Below are 15,551 nucleotides of genomic sequence, written 5' to 3'. Positions count from 1 at the left end.
CTAACAAGTGGTGCCCTAAAAATACCGAGTTTTGCAGGGAATAACGATTGAGAAATCGCGTCTGAATTGTTAGATTTTTTGACATGAAGCTGCCGCCCGCCAATTCGTTGATCGCTTACGAAGCCGCAGCCCGGCATTCCAGCCTGACGCTGGCCAGCCGGGAGCTGGGCGTCACCCATGCCGCCGTTTCCCATCAGATCCGCCAGCTGGAATCCTGGCTAGGCTTGGAGCTCTTCCGCCGCGAGGGGCGCGGTCTGGCGTTGACGGAAGAGGGCAGGGCGCTCGGCGAGACCCTGACCGATTGTCTGAGGCAGATCGAGACCCGCTGCCGGAGTTTGCGCCGGGCGCATCAACCCGGCGCCCTGACGATCGCTTCGCTTCCCTCCATCGCCAGCCGCTGGCTCATCCCGTCGCTGCCGGACTTTCAGGCGGCTCATCCGGATATCGCCATCCGCGTGGTCTACGCGCATGCGCGGGACACGCTTGCCGACCTCGACGCCGATCTGGCGATCGCGCTGAAGGAGGCGAAAGATCCCGGACTGACGAGTCGACGGCTGCTGTCGCGGATCAACAAACCGGTCGCAAGCCCTCATTACCTCGCCCGCTCAGGCGCGCTCGGCTCTCCCTCGGAGATCGCCAGAGCGACCCTTCTTCATGACGAAGATCCCCTTCATTGGCTGAACTGGTGTCGCAAGGCCGGAGTTCAGCCGGCGCCATCCATGACGGGACCGATATTCCAGGATTTCAATCTTCTGGCGACGGCCGTCATCGCCGGCCATGGCGTCGCGCTCTGCCCGGTGGACGTCTTCGCGCGCGAGATAGCGCAAGGAGACCTCGTCGTCCTCTCCGATATCTCGATCCTCGAAGACGAGGCCTATCATCTGGTCATGCCCAGCTGGCTGCCGGCGGAAGCCCGGCTTTTCGCCGACTGGTTGATCGGGGTGATGAAGAGCGCCGCCCGGTCTTAATGACCATGCGCCCTCAGCGCCGCCTCGATCTCGCCGAGAATGGCGGGATCGTCGATGGTGGCGGGCATTTTCCACGGCTGGCGGTCGGCGATCTTCTGCATCGTGCCGCGCAGGATCTTTCCCGAACGCGTCTTGGGCAGCCGCGTCACCGGGATGACCATCTTGAAGGCGGCCACCGGTCCGATTTCCTGGCGCACGAGATTGACGACTTCCTTTTCGATCGCGCAGGCTTCACGTGAAACATTGTTCTTGAGCACCAGGAAGCCGCAAGGGATTTGCCCCTTGAGCTCGTCTGCGACGCCGATTACGGCGCATTCGGCGACATCCGGATGCGTCGCGCAGACTTCTTCCATCTGCCCCGTCGACAGGCGGTGACCGGCGCAGTTGATGATGTCGTCGGTGCGGGCCATGATGAAGAGATAGCCGTCTTCGTCGCGATAACCGGCGTCGGCCGTCTTGTAATAGCCCGGAAATTCTTCGAGGCAGCTCTTGCGGAAGCGCTCGTCGGCGTTCCAGAAGGACGCGAGGCAGCCGGGCGGCAGGGGCAGCTTGATGACGATGTTGCCGAGAACGCCGTTTGCCACCGGATGGCCGGCGTCGTCGACCACATCGACCTGATAGCCCGGCATCGGCAGCGCCGGCGAACCGTGCCTGACCGGCAGGAGATCGAGGCCGAAGGGATTGGCGGCGATCGCCCAGCCGGTTTCCGTCTGCCACCAATGATCGATCACCGGCACGCCGAGATGCCGTTCCGCCCATTTGATCGTTTCGGGATCGGCGCGCTCGCCGGCGAGAAACAGCGCTCGGAGCGTCGGCATCGGATAAGCGCCAACGAACTCCGCCTCCGGATCTTCCTTGCGGATGGCGCGGAACGCGGTCGGCGCGGTGAACAGCGCGCTCACGCCATGTTCGGCGACGACCCGCCAGAATGTGCCGGCATCCGGCGTTCCCACCGGCTTGCCTTCGAAGACGATCGTCGTCGATCCGTTGATCAGCGGCGCATAGACGATATAGGAGTGGCCGACCACCCAGCCGATATCGGACGCCGACCAGAACACCTCGCCGGCCTTGACGCCATAGATGTTCTCCATCGACCAGGCGAGCGCCGCCATATGGCCGCCATTGTCGCGCACCACGCCTTTCGGCTGGCCCGTCGTGCCGGATGTGTAGAGAATATAGAGCGGATCGGTGGCGAGAACCGGCTCGCAGGCGATCTGGTCGCGCCCTGACGCCTTGGCGTCCTTGACTGCTTCGGCGAAATCCACATCCCTGCCGGCGATCATATCGGCATGCGCCTGCGGCCGCTGGAACACCAGCACGTGGTCGGGCTTGACCTTGCCATCCGCAATCGCCTGATCGACCATCGGCTTATAGGGCACGACGCGGCCGGGCTCCAGGCCACAGCTCGCCGTGATCACCAGTCTGGCCTCGGAATCTTCGATCCGATGCATCAGCTCATGCGCCGCAAACCCGCCGAACACCACCGAATGCACCGCCCCGAGACGCGCGCAGGCCAGCATGGAAAACACCGCTTCCGGGATCATCGGCATATAGATGACGACGCGATCGCCCTTTCCGACGCCGAGGCTGCTGAGAACGCCGGCAATCGCCTTTACCTCGGCCAGCGCGTCGGAATAGCTGTAACGGGTGACGGAGTTGGTCATAGGGCTGTCATGGATCAGCGCCAACTGGTCGCCGCGTCCGTCCTCGACATGGCGGTCGAGACAGTTGTAGCAGGTGTTGGTCACACCGTCGGCATACCAGCGACCATAGACGCCCAAGCTTTCGTCGAATATCTTGGTCGGCGCCCGGAACCAGTCGATCTTCTCCGCGGCCTGTTTCCAAAAGAACAGCGGATCTCGCTGCCATGCCGCATAAACGTCCCTGTATCCGCCCGTCATCGTTTCCGCCTCCCGATCGAAACCGCCTTATGTGCAATTATCGTGAAGAAGCGGATGGGGACAATCCGACCAAAGGGTTAGATGCGGCGCGATACAATCGGTTGAATTGACAAAGCGCAATGCCGGAGAGGCAAACGCGCCCTGGAGGACATCATGAACACACTTTCTCGCAGCTGCTGGATCGCATCCGCGCTCTATCTCACCATCGGTATGGGCTTGGGCATTTATATGGGCATCGCGCAGGATCACACGCTGGCGCCGGCGCACGCCCATCTCAATCTGGTCGGCGGCGTGCTCCTGGCGCTGTTCGGCGCCTATTACGCCATCACCTCGGGATCGGGCATACGGCGGCTCGGCGTTATCCAGGTGGTCGTCGCCAATCTCGCCGTCTTGACGCTTGCGCCCGGAATTGCGCTGGCGGTTCAAGGTGAGGGGGAGGGGCTGGCCATCGTCGGCAGCCTTCTGGCGCTCTCCTCCATGCTCCTGTTCCTGACGGTCGTCGCGACCCAGCCGCGCCCGGTTCCCGTCTCAGCGTGAGCCGAAGATCGCCGAGCCCACGCGGACGCTCGTCGCCCCCATGGCCGTGGCGATCTCGAAATCACCCGACATGCCCATCGACATCTTGTCGACGCCGTTTTCCCGGGCCAGTTTCGCAAGCAGCGCGAAATGCGGCCCGGGATTTTCATCCGCCGGTGGAATGCACATCAGCCCCTCAATGGCCAGACCCAGCTCGTTGCGGCACAGCGACAGGAAAGCGGGCGCGTCATCCGGGGCGACGCCCGCCTTTTGCGGCTCGCGCCCGGTATTGATCTGCACATAGAGGCGCGGGCTGCGGCCCTGCTTGTCCATCTCCGCCTTCAGCGCCCGGGCGATCTTTTCACGATCGACGGTTTCGATAACGTCGAACAGGGCCACGGCATACTCGGCCTTGTTGGACTGCAGCGGCCCGATCAACCGCAATTCGATGCCGGCAAACTCTGATCTCAGCGCCGGCCATTTCGCCTCCGCTTCCTGCACCCGGTTTTCGCCGAAGACGCGATGGCCCGCCTCGATCACCGGCCGGATCTCGTCGCCTGAAAATGTCTTGGTCACCGCAACCAGCTGCGGCGCGGCTTTGCCGGCCTCATCGGCGGCCTTGGCGATGCGGGCGAGGATCTCGTGATAGCGTTCCACGGTCGACATGAACGGCTCCTTCTGCTTTGCGCCTACCTAGCCTTCGGAGCCTGCTTTTGCCAAGAGCGCGAGGCGTTTCCAGCCGCCTAAAAACTTGACGCGCCCCCGCTTTCGTGATGAAGGTCACCCCCGATTTGATCGAGAATTCAGGGTCCCGGACAAGAAAAATGGCGTCAGAACGTTACAATCCGCGCGAGGTCGAACCCCGCTGGCAGCAACGCTGGAACGAAGAGAAAGTCTTCGAAACCGACAACAACGACCCGCGCGAGAAGTATTACGTCCTCGAGATGTTCCCCTATCCGTCTGGCCGTATCCATATGGGCCATGTGCGCAACTATGCGATGGGCGATGTGGTCGCCCGCTTCAAGCGCGCCCGCGGCTACAATGTCCTGCATCCCATGGGTTGGGACGCCTTCGGCATGCCGGCCGAAAACGCGGCGATGAAAAACAAGGTCCATCCCAAGGACTGGACCTACGAAAACATCGCGACGATGCGCAAGCAGCTGAAAAGCATGGGTCTTTCGCTGGATTGGTCGCGCGAATTCGCCACCTGCGACGTCGCCTATTACAAGCGCCAGCAACATCTCTTCCTCGACATGATGGAAAAGGGCCTGGTCTATCGCAAGAATTCCAAGGTCAACTGGGATCCGGTCGACATGACCGTGCTCGCCAATGAGCAGGTCATCGACGGCCGCGGCTGGCGCTCCGGCGCGCTGGTGGAACAGCGCGAACTGACCCAGTGGTTCTTCAAGATCACCGACTTCGCCCAGGATCTGCTCGACAAGCTCGACACGCTCGAAAACTGGCCGGAAAAGGTCCGGCTGATGCAGAAGAACTGGATCGGCCGCTCGGAAGGCCTGACCGTTCGCTGGGACGTCGTGCCGCATGACGGCTTTGCCGATCTCAAGGACATCACCGTCTACACCACCCGTCCGGACACGTTGTTCGGCGCCTCCTTCCTGGCGATCTCCGCCGATCATCCGGTCGCCAAGGCGGCTGCCGCCAAGGATGCGGCCATTGCGGAATTCTGCGAAGACTGCCGCCGCGCCGGCACATCGCTGGCTGCGCTCGAAACAGCAGAGAAGAAGGGCCTGGATACGGGCCTGCGTGTTCGCCATCCCTTCGACGCAACTTGGGAAATCCCCGTCTACATCGCCAATTTCGTGCTGATGGATTATGGCACGGGCGCGATTTTCGGCTGCCCCTCGGGCGACCAGCGCGACCTCGACTTCGCCAACAAATACGGCCTGCCGGTGACGCCGGTGGTGATGCCGGACGACGCCAATAAGGATGAGTTCCACGTCACCGACGAAGCCTATATCGGCGACGGCGTGATGATCAACTCGCGCTTCCTCGACGGCATGACCACCGAGAAAGCCTTCGACGAAGTGGCCAACCGCTTGGCTGCGACCGAACTGCATGGCGCGCCGCAGGCCGAACGCAAGGTGAATTTCCGCCTGCGCGACTGGGGCGTTTCTCGCCAGCGCTATTGGGGTTGCCCGATTCCGGTGATCCATTGCGAAGTCTGCGGCGTCGTGCCCGTGCCGAAGAAGGACCTGCCGGTGCAACTGCCCGACGACGTCACCTTCGACACGCCCGGCAACCCGCTCGACCGTCATGCGACCTGGCGGCATGTCGCCTGCCCGCAATGCGGCCATGATGCGCGTCGGGAAACCGACACGATGGACACGTTCGTCGATTCGTCGTGGTATTACACGCGCTTCACCGCGCCCTGGGAAGATGCGCCGACGGATCCCGCTGCCGCAGACGCCTGGCTGCCGGTCGATCAGTATATCGGCGGCATCGAGCATGCGATCCTGCACCTGCTCTATTCCCGCTTCTTCACCCGCGCGATGCGCGAAACCGGCCATGTGGGTCTCGACGAACCCTTCAAGGGCCTGTTTACGCAGGGCATGGTGGTGCATGAAACCTATAGCCGCGGCGAGGGCGCCCAGCGCGAATGGATCGAGCCCGCTCAGATCCGCATCGAGGAAGTCGAAGGCGCTCGCAAGGCCTATCTGCTCGACGGCGGCGACGAAGTCGCCATCGGCTCGATCGAGAAGATGTCGAAGTCCAAGAAGAATGTCGTCGACCCCGACGACATCATCGCTTCCTATGGCGCCGACACCGCCCGCTTCTTCGTGCTTTCGGACTCTCCGCCGGATCGCGACGTAATCTGGACCGAAGGCGGCGTCGAAGGCGCGCATCGTTTCGTGCAGCGCGTCTGGCGCCTGCTCTCGGAAGCCGCCGAACAGCTGAACACAGTCGAGGCGACTCCGGCTAAGCAAGGCGATGCGTTGGCGATTTCTCAAATCGCGCATAAGACGTTGAAGGCCGTGGAAGGCGACTACGAGCGCCTCGGCTTCAACAAGGCCGTCGCCCGCATCTACGAATTCGTCAATGCTCTGGCCCAGCCGCTGACCACAGTCGCCTCGGGCAAGGCGGACGCGGCCTATATCGCAGCCGTTCGTGAAGCCGCCGAAATTCTCGTGCATCTGATCGCGCCGATGACGCCGCACCTCGCCGAGGAATGCTGGACGGTGCTCGGCAAGAATGGTCTCGTTGCGGAAGCCGACTGGCCCGTCTTCGACAAGGATCTCGTCGCTGAAAACGAGATCACCCTGCCGGTGCAGATCAACGGCAAGAAGCGCGCCGATTTGACAATCGCCCGCGATGCGGATCAAACTTCGATCGAACAGGCCGTGCTGGCGCTCGACGCGGTGAAAGCCGCCCTCGAGGGCAAGACGCCGAAGAAAATCATCGTGGTGCCGCAAAGGATCGTCAATGTCGTCGTCTGATCGCAAATTCGCAGCGCCCATCAAGCGCATCCTCGGCGCCGCCGGTCTCGGGCTTCTCCTGGTCTCCGGCGGATGCCAGGTGCGTCCGCTCTACGCCACGGGGTCTGGCGTCGATGCGGCGCTCAAGTCGATCGAGTTTTCGGAAGCCGACGACCGGATCGAACTCGAGGTCCGCAACAATCTGATCTTCCTCGTCGCGGGCGGCGCCGGTGAACCGGCCAATCCGGAATATGAAGTCGACATCAAGGTGAAGACCCGCAATGTCGGCGTGCTCGTCGACAGTTCGGCGGATCAGGACCGCGCCGGCCGCATCGTTCTCAAGGCCGATTTCACACTGACCAAAAAGGCGACCGGTGAAGTGCTGAAGACCGGTCATCGCTCGTCCGTGGCGCTCGTCGATTTCAACACCCAGGAATATGCGAAGATTCGCGCCACCCGCGATGCGGAAAACCGCGCCGCTCGCGAATTGGCCGAACTTATTCGCGCCGATCTTGCAGCCTGGCTCGGCCGGTGACATGGCCGAAATAAAGGCGCATGAATTCGATGCTTTCCTGAAGCGGCGGCTGGGCGACCACCGCCTCTTTTTGATTTATGGCCCCCACAGAGGACTCGTCTCCGAACGCGCAGAAGCACTTGCGGCCGCCACGAAGGTGGATCTCAAGGATGCCTTCTCCTTCATGCGTCTTGAGGCGTCTGACCTTTCCGGCGATCCCGGCCGCCTTTATGACGAAGCGCGTTCCACGGGGCTGTTTGGCGGCGAAAAACTCATCTGGATCAAAGGCGCCGGAGCAGACAAGGGCCTTGCCGATGCCGTGACCAATCTCGGTGCAGATAAGGATCTGGCGGCCTGGATCATCATCGAAGCTGGCGACCTCAAAAAAGGTGCCAATCTTCGCAAATCCGCCGAAACGGCGTCCGGAGCCATGGCGATCCCTTGCTATGCCGACGATGCGCGCGCATTGAATGGCCTGATTGACGAGGAACTCGGAACCTATGGCCTGAAGATAACGGCCGACGCTCGCACTCTCCTCGGAGAATCGCTTGGCGGCGATCGGCTCGCATCCCGTGGGGAGATCCGCAAACTGGCGCTCTACGCTCTCGGCAGCCAGACCATTGAAGCAGAAGACGTGACCGCGGTAATCGGCGACGCCAGCGCCATCTCCACCGACGATGCCGTCGACGCTGTGTTGAAGGGGGACCGCGACGGCTTCCTGCACGCCACTCAGAAAGTTATCGCATCGAAGACGCCGGTTTTTCTGGTGATTCAGGGTGTCATGCGGCAATTGCAGCTGCTCGATGTCATGCGCGCCGACATGGAGGAGAGGCGCTCCAGCGCCGCCGACGCCATTGCAACGCATGGCCGCCATCTGCATTTCCGCAGGAAGCCCGTTATTGAAGCTGCGCTGCGAGCCTGGACGGGCGAACTCATCGCCCGGGAACTCAATCGGCTGCATTTCGCCATTCTGCAATGCCGGCGTCGCAACAGTCTCGAAGACACAATCGCTCTGCAAACGCTGCTCGCCACCACCCTGATCGCGGGTCGTGGAAAGCAGGCGCGAAATTAATTAGCCGGATTCAGCTTCTTTCCAGCAAACGGCAGAGCTCTTCGAGCTGGTCGAGCGTCTTATAGGCGATGGTCACGCGGCCACCTTCACCCTTGTGGGCAACCTTCACCTCAAGCCCGAGCTTGTCGGAGAGGCTGCGTTCCAGCGCCACGGTGTCGGCGTCCGGTTCCGCAGCTTTTGAACGCTCGGCGCCGCCGGTCAGTCCCTTGATGTCGTTCTGGGCGATCCGCTCAGCGTCGCGCACAGACAGCCCCTTGGCCACGATCGTGCGCGCCAGCGCGACCGGATCGGATGTCGGGATCAAGGCGCGAGCGTGGCCAGCAGACAGCCGCCCGTCATAAAGCATGTCACGAACCGGATCCGGAAGCTTCAGAAGCCGCAGGCTATTGGCGACATGCGACCTGCTCTTGCCGATGATTTCGCCGAGATCATTCTGCGTATAACCGTGTTCGGCGATCAGCTGATCATAACCCATCGCCTCTTCGATTGGATTGAGGTCCGATCGCTGCACATTTTCGACGATGGCCAATTCCAACGCCGTACGATCATCGACATCGCGAATGATAACCGGGATCTCGACGAGGCCCGCGAGTTGAGCGGCGCGCCACCGGCGTTCGCCGGCAATGATCTCGAATTTTCCGTCGGGCATCGTGCGCACCACGACCGGCTGCACGATGCCATGCTGGCGGATGGACGAAGCAAGATCCTGAAGTTCCTCTTCGAGAAAGTTCTTTCTGGGATTGCGTGGGTTGCGGATCACCATTTCAATCGGAACTCGGCGATCCGGTCCAATCGAAGGTTTTCCCTGCTGCACCGACAAAGGCTGGTCCATCTCACCGATCAATGCGGCAAGGCCGCGCCCCAGACGACGCTTTGAAGGATCTTCGTTCATGTCAACACCAGACTATTTCGACAACGAAATGTTATGCCGCGCGGCTATGTTGCCGCTCCCGTTGGATAACCTCGGACGCCAGCTGCAGATAGGCCTGGCTGCCGGCGCATTTCAAATCATAGAGGATTGCCGGCTTCCCATAAGAAGGCGCTTCCGAGACCCGGACATTGCGCGGGATCAGCGTATGATAGACTTTCTCGCCGAGATGTTCGCGCACATCCGAAACGACCTGCTGCGCAAGATTGTTGCGCGAGTCGAACATCGTCAGAACAATGCCTTGAATATCCAGTTCCGGATTGACCGATCGACGCACCTGGTCAACCGTCTCCAGGAGCTGACTCAAGCCTTCAAGTGCGAAAAACTCGCACTGCAGCGGGACCAGGACGGACTGAGCGGCGGCAAGCGCGTTCATTGTCAAAAGATTGAAAGATGGCGGGCAGTCGATCAGGATATAATCGAACTTGGCGGCTTCCGGGCTGCTCAATGCCTGGCGAAGACGATAAACACGATCGGGCTGCTGGCCGATTTCCATCTCGACGCCGAGCAGATCCATGGTCGAGGGCGCAATCGCCAGGTTGGGAACAACGGTGGGCATAGCCACTTCAGTGACGCCATGATCACCAATCAAAAGATCATAGGTCGACAGAAGGCGGCTTTTCCGGTCGATGCCCAACCCGGTGCTGGCATTGCCCTGCGGATCAAGATCGACGATCAGGACATTCTCGCCGATCGCCGCGAGCGCGGTCGCCAGATTGATGGCGGTCGTCGTCTTGCCGACGCCGCCCTTCTGGTTGGCGATGGTTATGATGCGGTGCTTCGGCTTGTTCATTCGGCCCACCAAAATGAGGTCAAGAAATCTTCTGGAGCCGCCGAATTTCAAGGACCACGGAATCCGGCTCCACAATGCTGGTGTGTTTTACCAGATCATACGACCATCGCCTATGCGATTTTTCCACCTCGGCACGGTAATCCCGGCCTTTGTGCAGATAGCAGACGAGTTCAGGATTGCGTAGCGCCCAAGGCTCAGCATAGGCGCAGAGCAAATCGAGTTCGGCCAGAGCCCGGGCTGACAGGTAATCGCAGGAGGCAATCAGGTCGGGCGCCGTCTCGATCCGGACGGCATGAACGGCGCCTCGTCCGCCGGTTGCCGCCAGAGCAGCGCGCAGAAAAGCCGCCTTCTTGTTATTGCTCTCGACCATATGGACTTGGCCGTCACCGCGCTCCGCCAGGAAGATGGCAGTCACGATACCCGGAAAGCCGCCACCACTGCCAAGATCGACCCACTGCCCCGGATTCGGCTGCAACATCATCAGCTGAGCACTATCGAGGATATGTCGCTCCCACAAATCAGACTTTGTGGAGGGGGCAACGAGATTGATGACCGACGCCCACTTGTTGAAAACATCCGCGAACGTCTCCAAACGGTCCAGCGTTTCACGTGAAACACCCATGCCGATTAGTTTGTCGCGGAGACTCTTTTGCATTGCAACCAATGGTCAACCAGCCTTCCGAAATGCGTCACGTTTTTTGATCGTAGTCAGCAACAAGGTGATCGCAGCGGGCGTCATTCCATCAATCTTTGCAGCCTGAGCGATATTGCGTGGCTTGAAACGCGCCAGCTTGGACTTCAACTCTGCGGAAAGACCTGGAAGATCCGAGAAGTCCAGGTCGTCAGGAATAAGGCGCTCCTCTTCGCGCCGCGTCTCAGCCGCCTCGGAAGCCTGACGTTCGAGATACACAGCATAGGCCGCCTCGATTTCGATCGCTTCGCGGCTCAACTTCGGAACAGCTTTCAAATCCGGCCAGACCAGCGACAGACGGTCGAGTGTCATATCCGGATAGGAGAGCAGCTCGTAAGCACTCCGACGTTGACCATCCTGATTGATGCGAAGCCCATGTTTGGCGGCTTCATTCGGTGTCAGCGCATGATTCTTCAGCTGTGTGCGAACAGCGCCAAGATCCTCTATATAGCGACTGAAGCGCTCGCGTCTTGCGCTGCCGACCAAGCCGAACTCCAAACCGACTGGCGTTAGCCGCTGATCGGCATTGTCCGCCCGAAGCGACAAACGGAATTCAGCGCGGGACGTAAACATCCGGTAGGGTTCACTCACACCCCGGGAGGTGAGATCATCGATCATTACGCCGATATAGGATTCGGTGCGGCTAAAGATGAACGGTTCCTGTCCGCCAGCCCGGCGCGCAGCGTTCAAACCGGCGACCAGACCCTGGGCTGCAGCCTCCTCATATCCTGTCGTGCCATTGATCTGTCCCGCCAGATACAAGCCGCGCAACGCCTTGACTTCGAGACTTGGATCAAGCTCACGCGGATCGACATGGTCATATTCGATCGCATAACCCGGCTGAAGGATGGAGACCCGCTCAAGACCCGGAATGCTGTGAATGAATGCGTCCTGCACATGTTCCGGCAGCGAGGTCGAAATTCCGTTCGGATAGACCGTAGGGTCATCGAGGCCTTCCGGCTCCAGGAAGATCTGGTGACCATCACGTTCGCCGAAGCGGACGATCTTATCCTCGATCGAAGGGCAGTATCGCGGGCCCACCCCTTCAATCTGTCCGGAATACATGGCCGAGAGATGAATATTGTCCTGGATGATTTTGTGCGACTCGGGCGTCGTGCGGGTGACACCGCAATCAATCTGCGGATTGGTGATCGCATCCGTCATAAAGGAGAAGGGCGAGGGGTCTTCATCCGGACCCTGGCGGTCCAGGCCAGACCAATCAATCGTCCTCCCGTCGAGACGGGCCGGCGTTCCCGTCTTCAAGCGTCCGAGTTTCAGACCCAGTTTTCCGAGCGTCGAAGACAATCCGATCGAGGGTTGCTCCCCCACACGCCCGGCCGGAATCTTGCGGTCGCCAATATGGATCAGACCCCGCAAGAATGTTCCCGTGGTAAACACCACAGCGCCGCAGGAGATCACATCGCCATTGCCGAGACAGACTGCAGTAACACCGTGCTCATTATGGAGAAGATCAACGACGTCGCCCTCGATAACCTCAAGATAATCGTGATTCACGATCTCCGCCTGCATAGCCTCACGGTAAAGTCGTCGATCCGCCTGGGTGCGTGGTCCGCGAACCGCCGGGCCTTTCTTTCGATTGAGCAAACGAAACTGAATTCCACCTTTATCGGCAACCCGACCCATAAGGCCGTCAAGCGCATCAACCTCGCGAACCAAATGACCTTTCCCCAGACCACCGATGGCGGGGTTGCAGGACATCGCGCCAATCGTCGCGAATTTGTGAGTCACCAGAGCGGTGTTCGCGCCCAACCTCGCTGCTGCGGAAGCCGCCTCGACACCTGCATGTCCGCCACCGACCACGATGACATCAAACCGGCGATGCATGTGATACTCCGTTCATTGCGCTTCCGAATCAGTTGCGCGTCAGTGTTTCACGTGAAACGTGAGACTCGTATTACGAGAATCAGCGCCTATTTTCCAATGCAGAATTCCGCAAAGATGACCCCTAGGAGATCATCCGGATCAACGAAGCCGGTAATGCGGCCCAGCTCTCGAGCCGCCAGGCGCAACCTCTCCGAACGAATTTCCAAAGGATCGCCACTCGCCACTTCTGCATAATCGATGTGATCCAAAGCGGAAGAGAGCAAGCTGCGATGGCGAGATCGTGTAGGGGCAAGATCCAACCCGCCATTGTCGAACAAGCCAATGACGTGTTTGAGAATGGCGTCGATCAGCTCGTCCAGGCCGTGACCCGAAACTGTGGAAATGGATAGGCTCGAGGATTCGGAATTTTCGCCACGATCCGCTTTTGTCGTGACAAAAATATGTTCCACTTCCGAATCGACCATTTCGAAAGGCTCAAGGTCACTCTCATCACGCAGGCTCAGAATCAGGTCTGCATGGCGCGCCGCATCGCGCGCTCTCTTTATGCCTTCCGCTTCGACAACTTCTTCTGTGTCGCGCAGCCCCGCCGTGTCTGTAAGTCGAATGAGATATCCCTGAAGATCGAGATCAACGGTGATCAGATCCCGGGTGGTTCCGGGAATATCGGTGACGATCGCCACAGGTCGCTTGACTAAACTATTGAGAAGGCTTGATTTTCCGGCATTAGGCCGCCCAATGATGGTGACGTTGAAACCGTCCCTCACCATTTCGGCGTATCGCCCCTTCGCAAGGTATGATTTTATTTCGGATCCGATCTGTTTCACGTCGGACCAGACACGATCACTCACAGCCCCGGGAATGTCCTCTTCTTCCGGAAAATCCAACTCGGCTTCGATCAGTGCTCGCGCACGCGTCAATCGATCCATCCAGTCCCGATAGAGCCGCCCCTGATCGCCCCGCGCTTGCGACATCGCGAGCCGCCGCTGCATCTCGGTATTGGCCGATATCAGATCTGCGAGACCCTCCGCTTCAGTGAGGTCCAGCCGATTGTTGTCGAAAGCGCGGCGAGTGAACTCGCCCGGCTCGGCATGTCGGCAGCCCGGCACAACAGCGAGCTCATCCAGCACCGCGCGCACCACCGCGCGGCCGCCATGGAGATGAAGCTCGAGGCAATCCTCTCCGGTGAACGAATTGGGTCCGGTGAAGGAGATCACCAGTGCTCGGTCGATCAGGTCGCCCGTAGGCCGTCGTACAGACTTCAGCAAGGCTGCGCGCGGCTCGCAGTCACCGAGATGGAGATGGCGTCTTACTGTGCTCACAGCCGCCCCGCTGACGCGCACCACTGCAACGCCGCTCGGAAGCGACCCTGTGGAGAGCGCGAATATCGTGTCCTGGGACGACGTCATGTAAATCTTATCCAGAGAAGTCGGGCGCAAACGAAAACCGCCGGGAAGGCCCGGCGGTTGCCATACTGTATTTTGTTATTCCGCTCAAGCCAAAGCAGCCCGGAGCTTCCTCGCTGATGATCAGGTGTTCATCGAATCGAAGAAGTCGCCGTTGTTTTTGGTCTGCTTGAGCTTGTCGATGAGGAACTCGATCGCGTCGGTCGTGCCCATCGGCGCCAGAATCCGGCGAAGCACAAAGACCTTCTGCAGATCCTGACGCGGAACCAGCAGGTCTTCCTTGCGGGTACCGGACTTGAGAATATCCATGGCCGGGAAGATGCGCTTGTCGGCCACCTTGCGGTCCAGCACGATTTCGGAGTTGCCGGTGCCCTTGAATTCTTCGAAGATCACTTCATCCATGCGGCTGCCGGTGTCGATCAGCGCCGTCGCGATGATCGTCAGCGAACCGCCTTCCTCGATATTGCGCGCCGCGCCGAAGAAGCGCTTCGGGCGCTGCAATGCGTTGGCGTCCACACCGCCGGTCAGAACCTTGCCCGAAGAGGGCACAACGGTGTTGTAGGCGCGGCCGAGACGGGTGATCGAATCCAGCAAAATAACCACGTCGCGGCCATGCTCGACGAGCCGCTTGGCCTTTTCGATCACCATTTCAGCGACCTGCACGTGACGCACGGCGGGCTCGTCAAAGGTCGAGGACACGACTTCGCCGCGCACGGAGCGCTGCATGTCGGTCACTTCTTCCGGCCGCTCGTCGATCAGCAGAACGATCAGGTAGCATTCCGGATGGTTGGCGGTGATAGAATGGGCGATGTTCTGGAGCAGAACCGTCTTACCCGTGCGCGGCGGCGCGACGATGAGTCCGCGCTGGCCTTTGCCGAGCGGCGCGACGAGATCGATCACCCGCGGCGACATGTCCTTGTTGGTCGGAATGTCCAGTTCCATCTTGAACCGCTCATTCGGATAGAGCGGCGTCAGATTGTCGAAATGAACCTTGTGACGGATCTTTTCCGGATCGTCGAAATTAATGGTGTTGACCTTCAGAAGCGCGAAATAGCGTTCGCCTTCCTTGGGGCTGCGGATCGGTCCTTCCACCGTGTCGCCGGTCTTCAGCGAGAAACGGCGGATCTGCGAAGGCGAGATGTAGATATCGTCAGGGCCCGGCAGATAGTTGGCGTTGGCGGAGCGCAGGAAGCCGAAGCCATCCTGCAGCACTTCCACGACACCCTCGCCGATGATTTCGACTTCCTGGGCGGCGAGATTCTTCAAGATCGCGAACATCAGTTCCTGCTTGCGCATGACGCTGGCGTTTTCGACGCCCACCGATTCGGCGAATGCCAAGAGATCTGTGGCGGTCTTGTTCTTGAGGTCTTGGAGTTTCATCTCGGCCATGAAGGGAACCATCGGGGCGTTTGGGAAGGAGAACCGGAGCGGTCAGGGGATCGGCATGAAGGAGGGATGGGCATGCCGCCAAGCAGATTGAAGCAAA

General features: G+C 60.2%; 13 protein-coding genes. 5 read left to right on the top strand and 8 right to left on the bottom strand.

Annotation, left to right across the window (positions count from 1 at the left end):
* Positions 1–83: 83 nt before the first annotated feature.
* On the top strand, positions 84–968 hold the full coding sequence (locus E8Q41_RS18500) for a LysR substrate-binding domain-containing protein (RefSeq protein ID WP_137157034.1): 885 nt from the start codon (positions 84–86) through the stop codon (positions 966–968).
* Here the strand turns inward: E8Q41_RS18500 and E8Q41_RS18495 are convergent.
* Positions 965–2,869: a propionyl-CoA synthetase gene (locus tag E8Q41_RS18495; RefSeq protein ID WP_137157033.1), complete on the bottom strand. Its 1,905-nt coding sequence runs from the start codon at positions 2,867–2,869 to the stop codon at positions 965–967. The genes E8Q41_RS18500 and E8Q41_RS18495 overlap by 4 nt on opposite strands.
* Before the next feature lie 153 nt (positions 2,870–3,022).
* On the opposite strand from E8Q41_RS18495, the gene E8Q41_RS18490 reads away from it, so the two are divergent.
* The gene (locus E8Q41_RS18490) at positions 3,023–3,406 is read left to right on the top strand and encodes a hypothetical protein (RefSeq protein ID WP_137157032.1); all 384 of its coding nucleotides are present in this window, start codon (positions 3,023–3,025) and stop codon (positions 3,404–3,406) included.
* Here the strand turns inward: E8Q41_RS18490 and E8Q41_RS18485 are convergent.
* Positions 3,398–4,051, bottom strand: a complete 654-nt coding sequence (locus E8Q41_RS18485) for a YggS family pyridoxal phosphate-dependent enzyme (protein ID WP_137157031.1) — start codon at positions 4,049–4,051, stop codon at positions 3,398–3,400. The genes E8Q41_RS18490 and E8Q41_RS18485 overlap by 9 nt on opposite strands.
* A 158-nt stretch (positions 4,052–4,209) precedes the next feature.
* Between E8Q41_RS18485 and leuS the strand changes: the two genes are divergently transcribed.
* Genes leuS through holA form a run of 3 tightly spaced genes read left to right on the top strand, consistent with a single transcriptional unit; the run spans position 4,210 to position 8,405 of the window.
* Positions 4,210–6,840, top strand: coding sequence for a leucine--tRNA ligase (gene leuS, locus E8Q41_RS18480; protein WP_137157030.1), 2,631 nt, complete (start codon positions 4,210–4,212; stop codon positions 6,838–6,840).
* The gene (lptE, locus tag E8Q41_RS18475) at positions 6,827–7,354 is read left to right on the top strand and encodes an LPS assembly lipoprotein LptE (protein ID WP_137157029.1); all 528 of its coding nucleotides are present in this window, start codon (positions 6,827–6,829) and stop codon (positions 7,352–7,354) included. The genes leuS and lptE overlap by 14 nt, the downstream gene beginning before the upstream one ends.
* 1 nt (position 7,355) lies before the next feature.
* The gene (gene holA, locus E8Q41_RS18470) at positions 7,356–8,405 is read left to right on the top strand and encodes a DNA polymerase III subunit delta (protein WP_137157326.1); all 1,050 of its coding nucleotides are present in this window, start codon (positions 7,356–7,358) and stop codon (positions 8,403–8,405) included.
* A 10-nt stretch (positions 8,406–8,415) separates the two neighbouring features.
* On the opposite strand, the gene E8Q41_RS18465 is transcribed toward holA, so the two are convergent.
* The 6 genes from E8Q41_RS18465 to rho form a co-directional block, all read right to left on the bottom strand.
* Complete coding sequence (locus E8Q41_RS18465; RefSeq protein WP_137157028.1) at positions 8,416–9,297, bottom strand: ParB/RepB/Spo0J family partition protein; 882 nt, start codon at positions 9,295–9,297, stop codon at positions 8,416–8,418.
* A gap of 31 nt (positions 9,298–9,328) precedes the next feature.
* A complete protein-coding gene (locus E8Q41_RS18460; RefSeq protein ID WP_137157325.1) occupies positions 9,329–10,126 on the bottom strand; it encodes a ParA family protein in 798 nt (265 codons plus the stop codon).
* Between the two features lie 19 nt (positions 10,127–10,145).
* Positions 10,146–10,781, bottom strand: coding sequence for a 16S rRNA (guanine(527)-N(7))-methyltransferase RsmG (locus E8Q41_RS18455; RefSeq protein WP_137157027.1), 636 nt, complete (start codon positions 10,779–10,781; stop codon positions 10,146–10,148).
* 12 nt (positions 10,782–10,793) lie between these two features.
* A complete protein-coding gene (mnmG, locus tag E8Q41_RS18450; RefSeq protein WP_137157026.1) occupies positions 10,794–12,662 on the bottom strand; it encodes a tRNA uridine-5-carboxymethylaminomethyl(34) synthesis enzyme MnmG in 1,869 nt (622 codons plus the stop codon).
* An 86-nt stretch (positions 12,663–12,748) separates the two neighbouring features.
* Positions 12,749–14,068 (bottom strand): tRNA uridine-5-carboxymethylaminomethyl(34) synthesis GTPase MnmE, encoded by a 1,320-nt coding sequence (gene mnmE / locus E8Q41_RS18445; RefSeq protein ID WP_137157025.1) that lies wholly within the window; start codon positions 14,066–14,068, stop codon positions 12,749–12,751.
* Positions 14,069–14,188: 120 nt separating this feature from the next.
* On the bottom strand, positions 14,189–15,454 hold the full coding sequence (gene rho, locus E8Q41_RS18440; RefSeq protein ID WP_137157024.1) for a transcription termination factor Rho: 1,266 nt from the start codon (positions 15,452–15,454) through the stop codon (positions 14,189–14,191).
* Positions 15,455–15,551 lie beyond the last annotated feature (97 nt).

Origin of the sequence: Rhizobium sp. FKL33, from assembly GCF_005222915.1 — a bacterium.
Taxonomy (GTDB): domain Bacteria; phylum Pseudomonadota; class Alphaproteobacteria; order Rhizobiales; family Rhizobiaceae; genus Rhizobium_E.
The sequence above is the reverse complement of the archived record's forward strand: the minus strand, read 5'-3'. Positions and strand labels throughout refer to the sequence as shown.

Excerpts from the sequence above, each read along its gene's own strand:
- lptE (WP_137157029.1), top strand. The coding sequence starts at position 6,827 with ATGTCGTCGTCTGATCGCAAATTCGCAGCGCCCATCAAGCGCATCCTC.
- E8Q41_RS18500 (WP_137157034.1), top strand. The coding sequence starts at position 84 with ATGAAGCTGCCGCCCGCCAATTCGTTGATCGCTTACGAAGCCGCAGCC.
- E8Q41_RS18455 (WP_137157027.1), bottom strand. The coding sequence starts at position 10,781 with ATGCAAAAGAGTCTCCGCGACAAACTAATCGGCATGGGTGTTTCACGT.
- E8Q41_RS18460 (WP_137157325.1), bottom strand. The coding sequence starts at position 10,126 with ATGAACAAGCCGAAGCACCGCATCATAACCATCGCCAACCAGAAGGGC.
- mnmE (WP_137157025.1), bottom strand. The coding sequence starts at position 14,068 with ATGACGTCGTCCCAGGACACGATATTCGCGCTCTCCACAGGGTCGCTT.
- leuS (WP_137157030.1), top strand. The coding sequence starts at position 4,210 with ATGGCGTCAGAACGTTACAATCCGCGCGAGGTCGAACCCCGCTGGCAG.
- mnmG (WP_137157026.1), bottom strand. The coding sequence starts at position 12,662 with ATGCATCGCCGGTTTGATGTCATCGTGGTCGGTGGCGGACATGCAGGT.
- rho (WP_137157024.1), bottom strand. The coding sequence starts at position 15,454 with ATGGCCGAGATGAAACTCCAAGACCTCAAGAACAAGACCGCCACAGAT.
- E8Q41_RS18485 (WP_137157031.1), bottom strand. The coding sequence starts at position 4,051 with ATGTCGACCGTGGAACGCTATCACGAGATCCTCGCCCGCATCGCCAAG.
- E8Q41_RS18465 (WP_137157028.1), bottom strand. The coding sequence starts at position 9,297 with ATGAACGAAGATCCTTCAAAGCGTCGTCTGGGGCGCGGCCTTGCCGCA.
- holA (WP_137157326.1), top strand. The coding sequence starts at position 7,356 with ATGGCCGAAATAAAGGCGCATGAATTCGATGCTTTCCTGAAGCGGCGG.
- E8Q41_RS18490 (WP_137157032.1), top strand. The coding sequence starts at position 3,023 with ATGAACACACTTTCTCGCAGCTGCTGGATCGCATCCGCGCTCTATCTC.
- E8Q41_RS18495 (WP_137157033.1), bottom strand. The coding sequence starts at position 2,869 with ATGACGGGCGGATACAGGGACGTTTATGCGGCATGGCAGCGAGATCCG.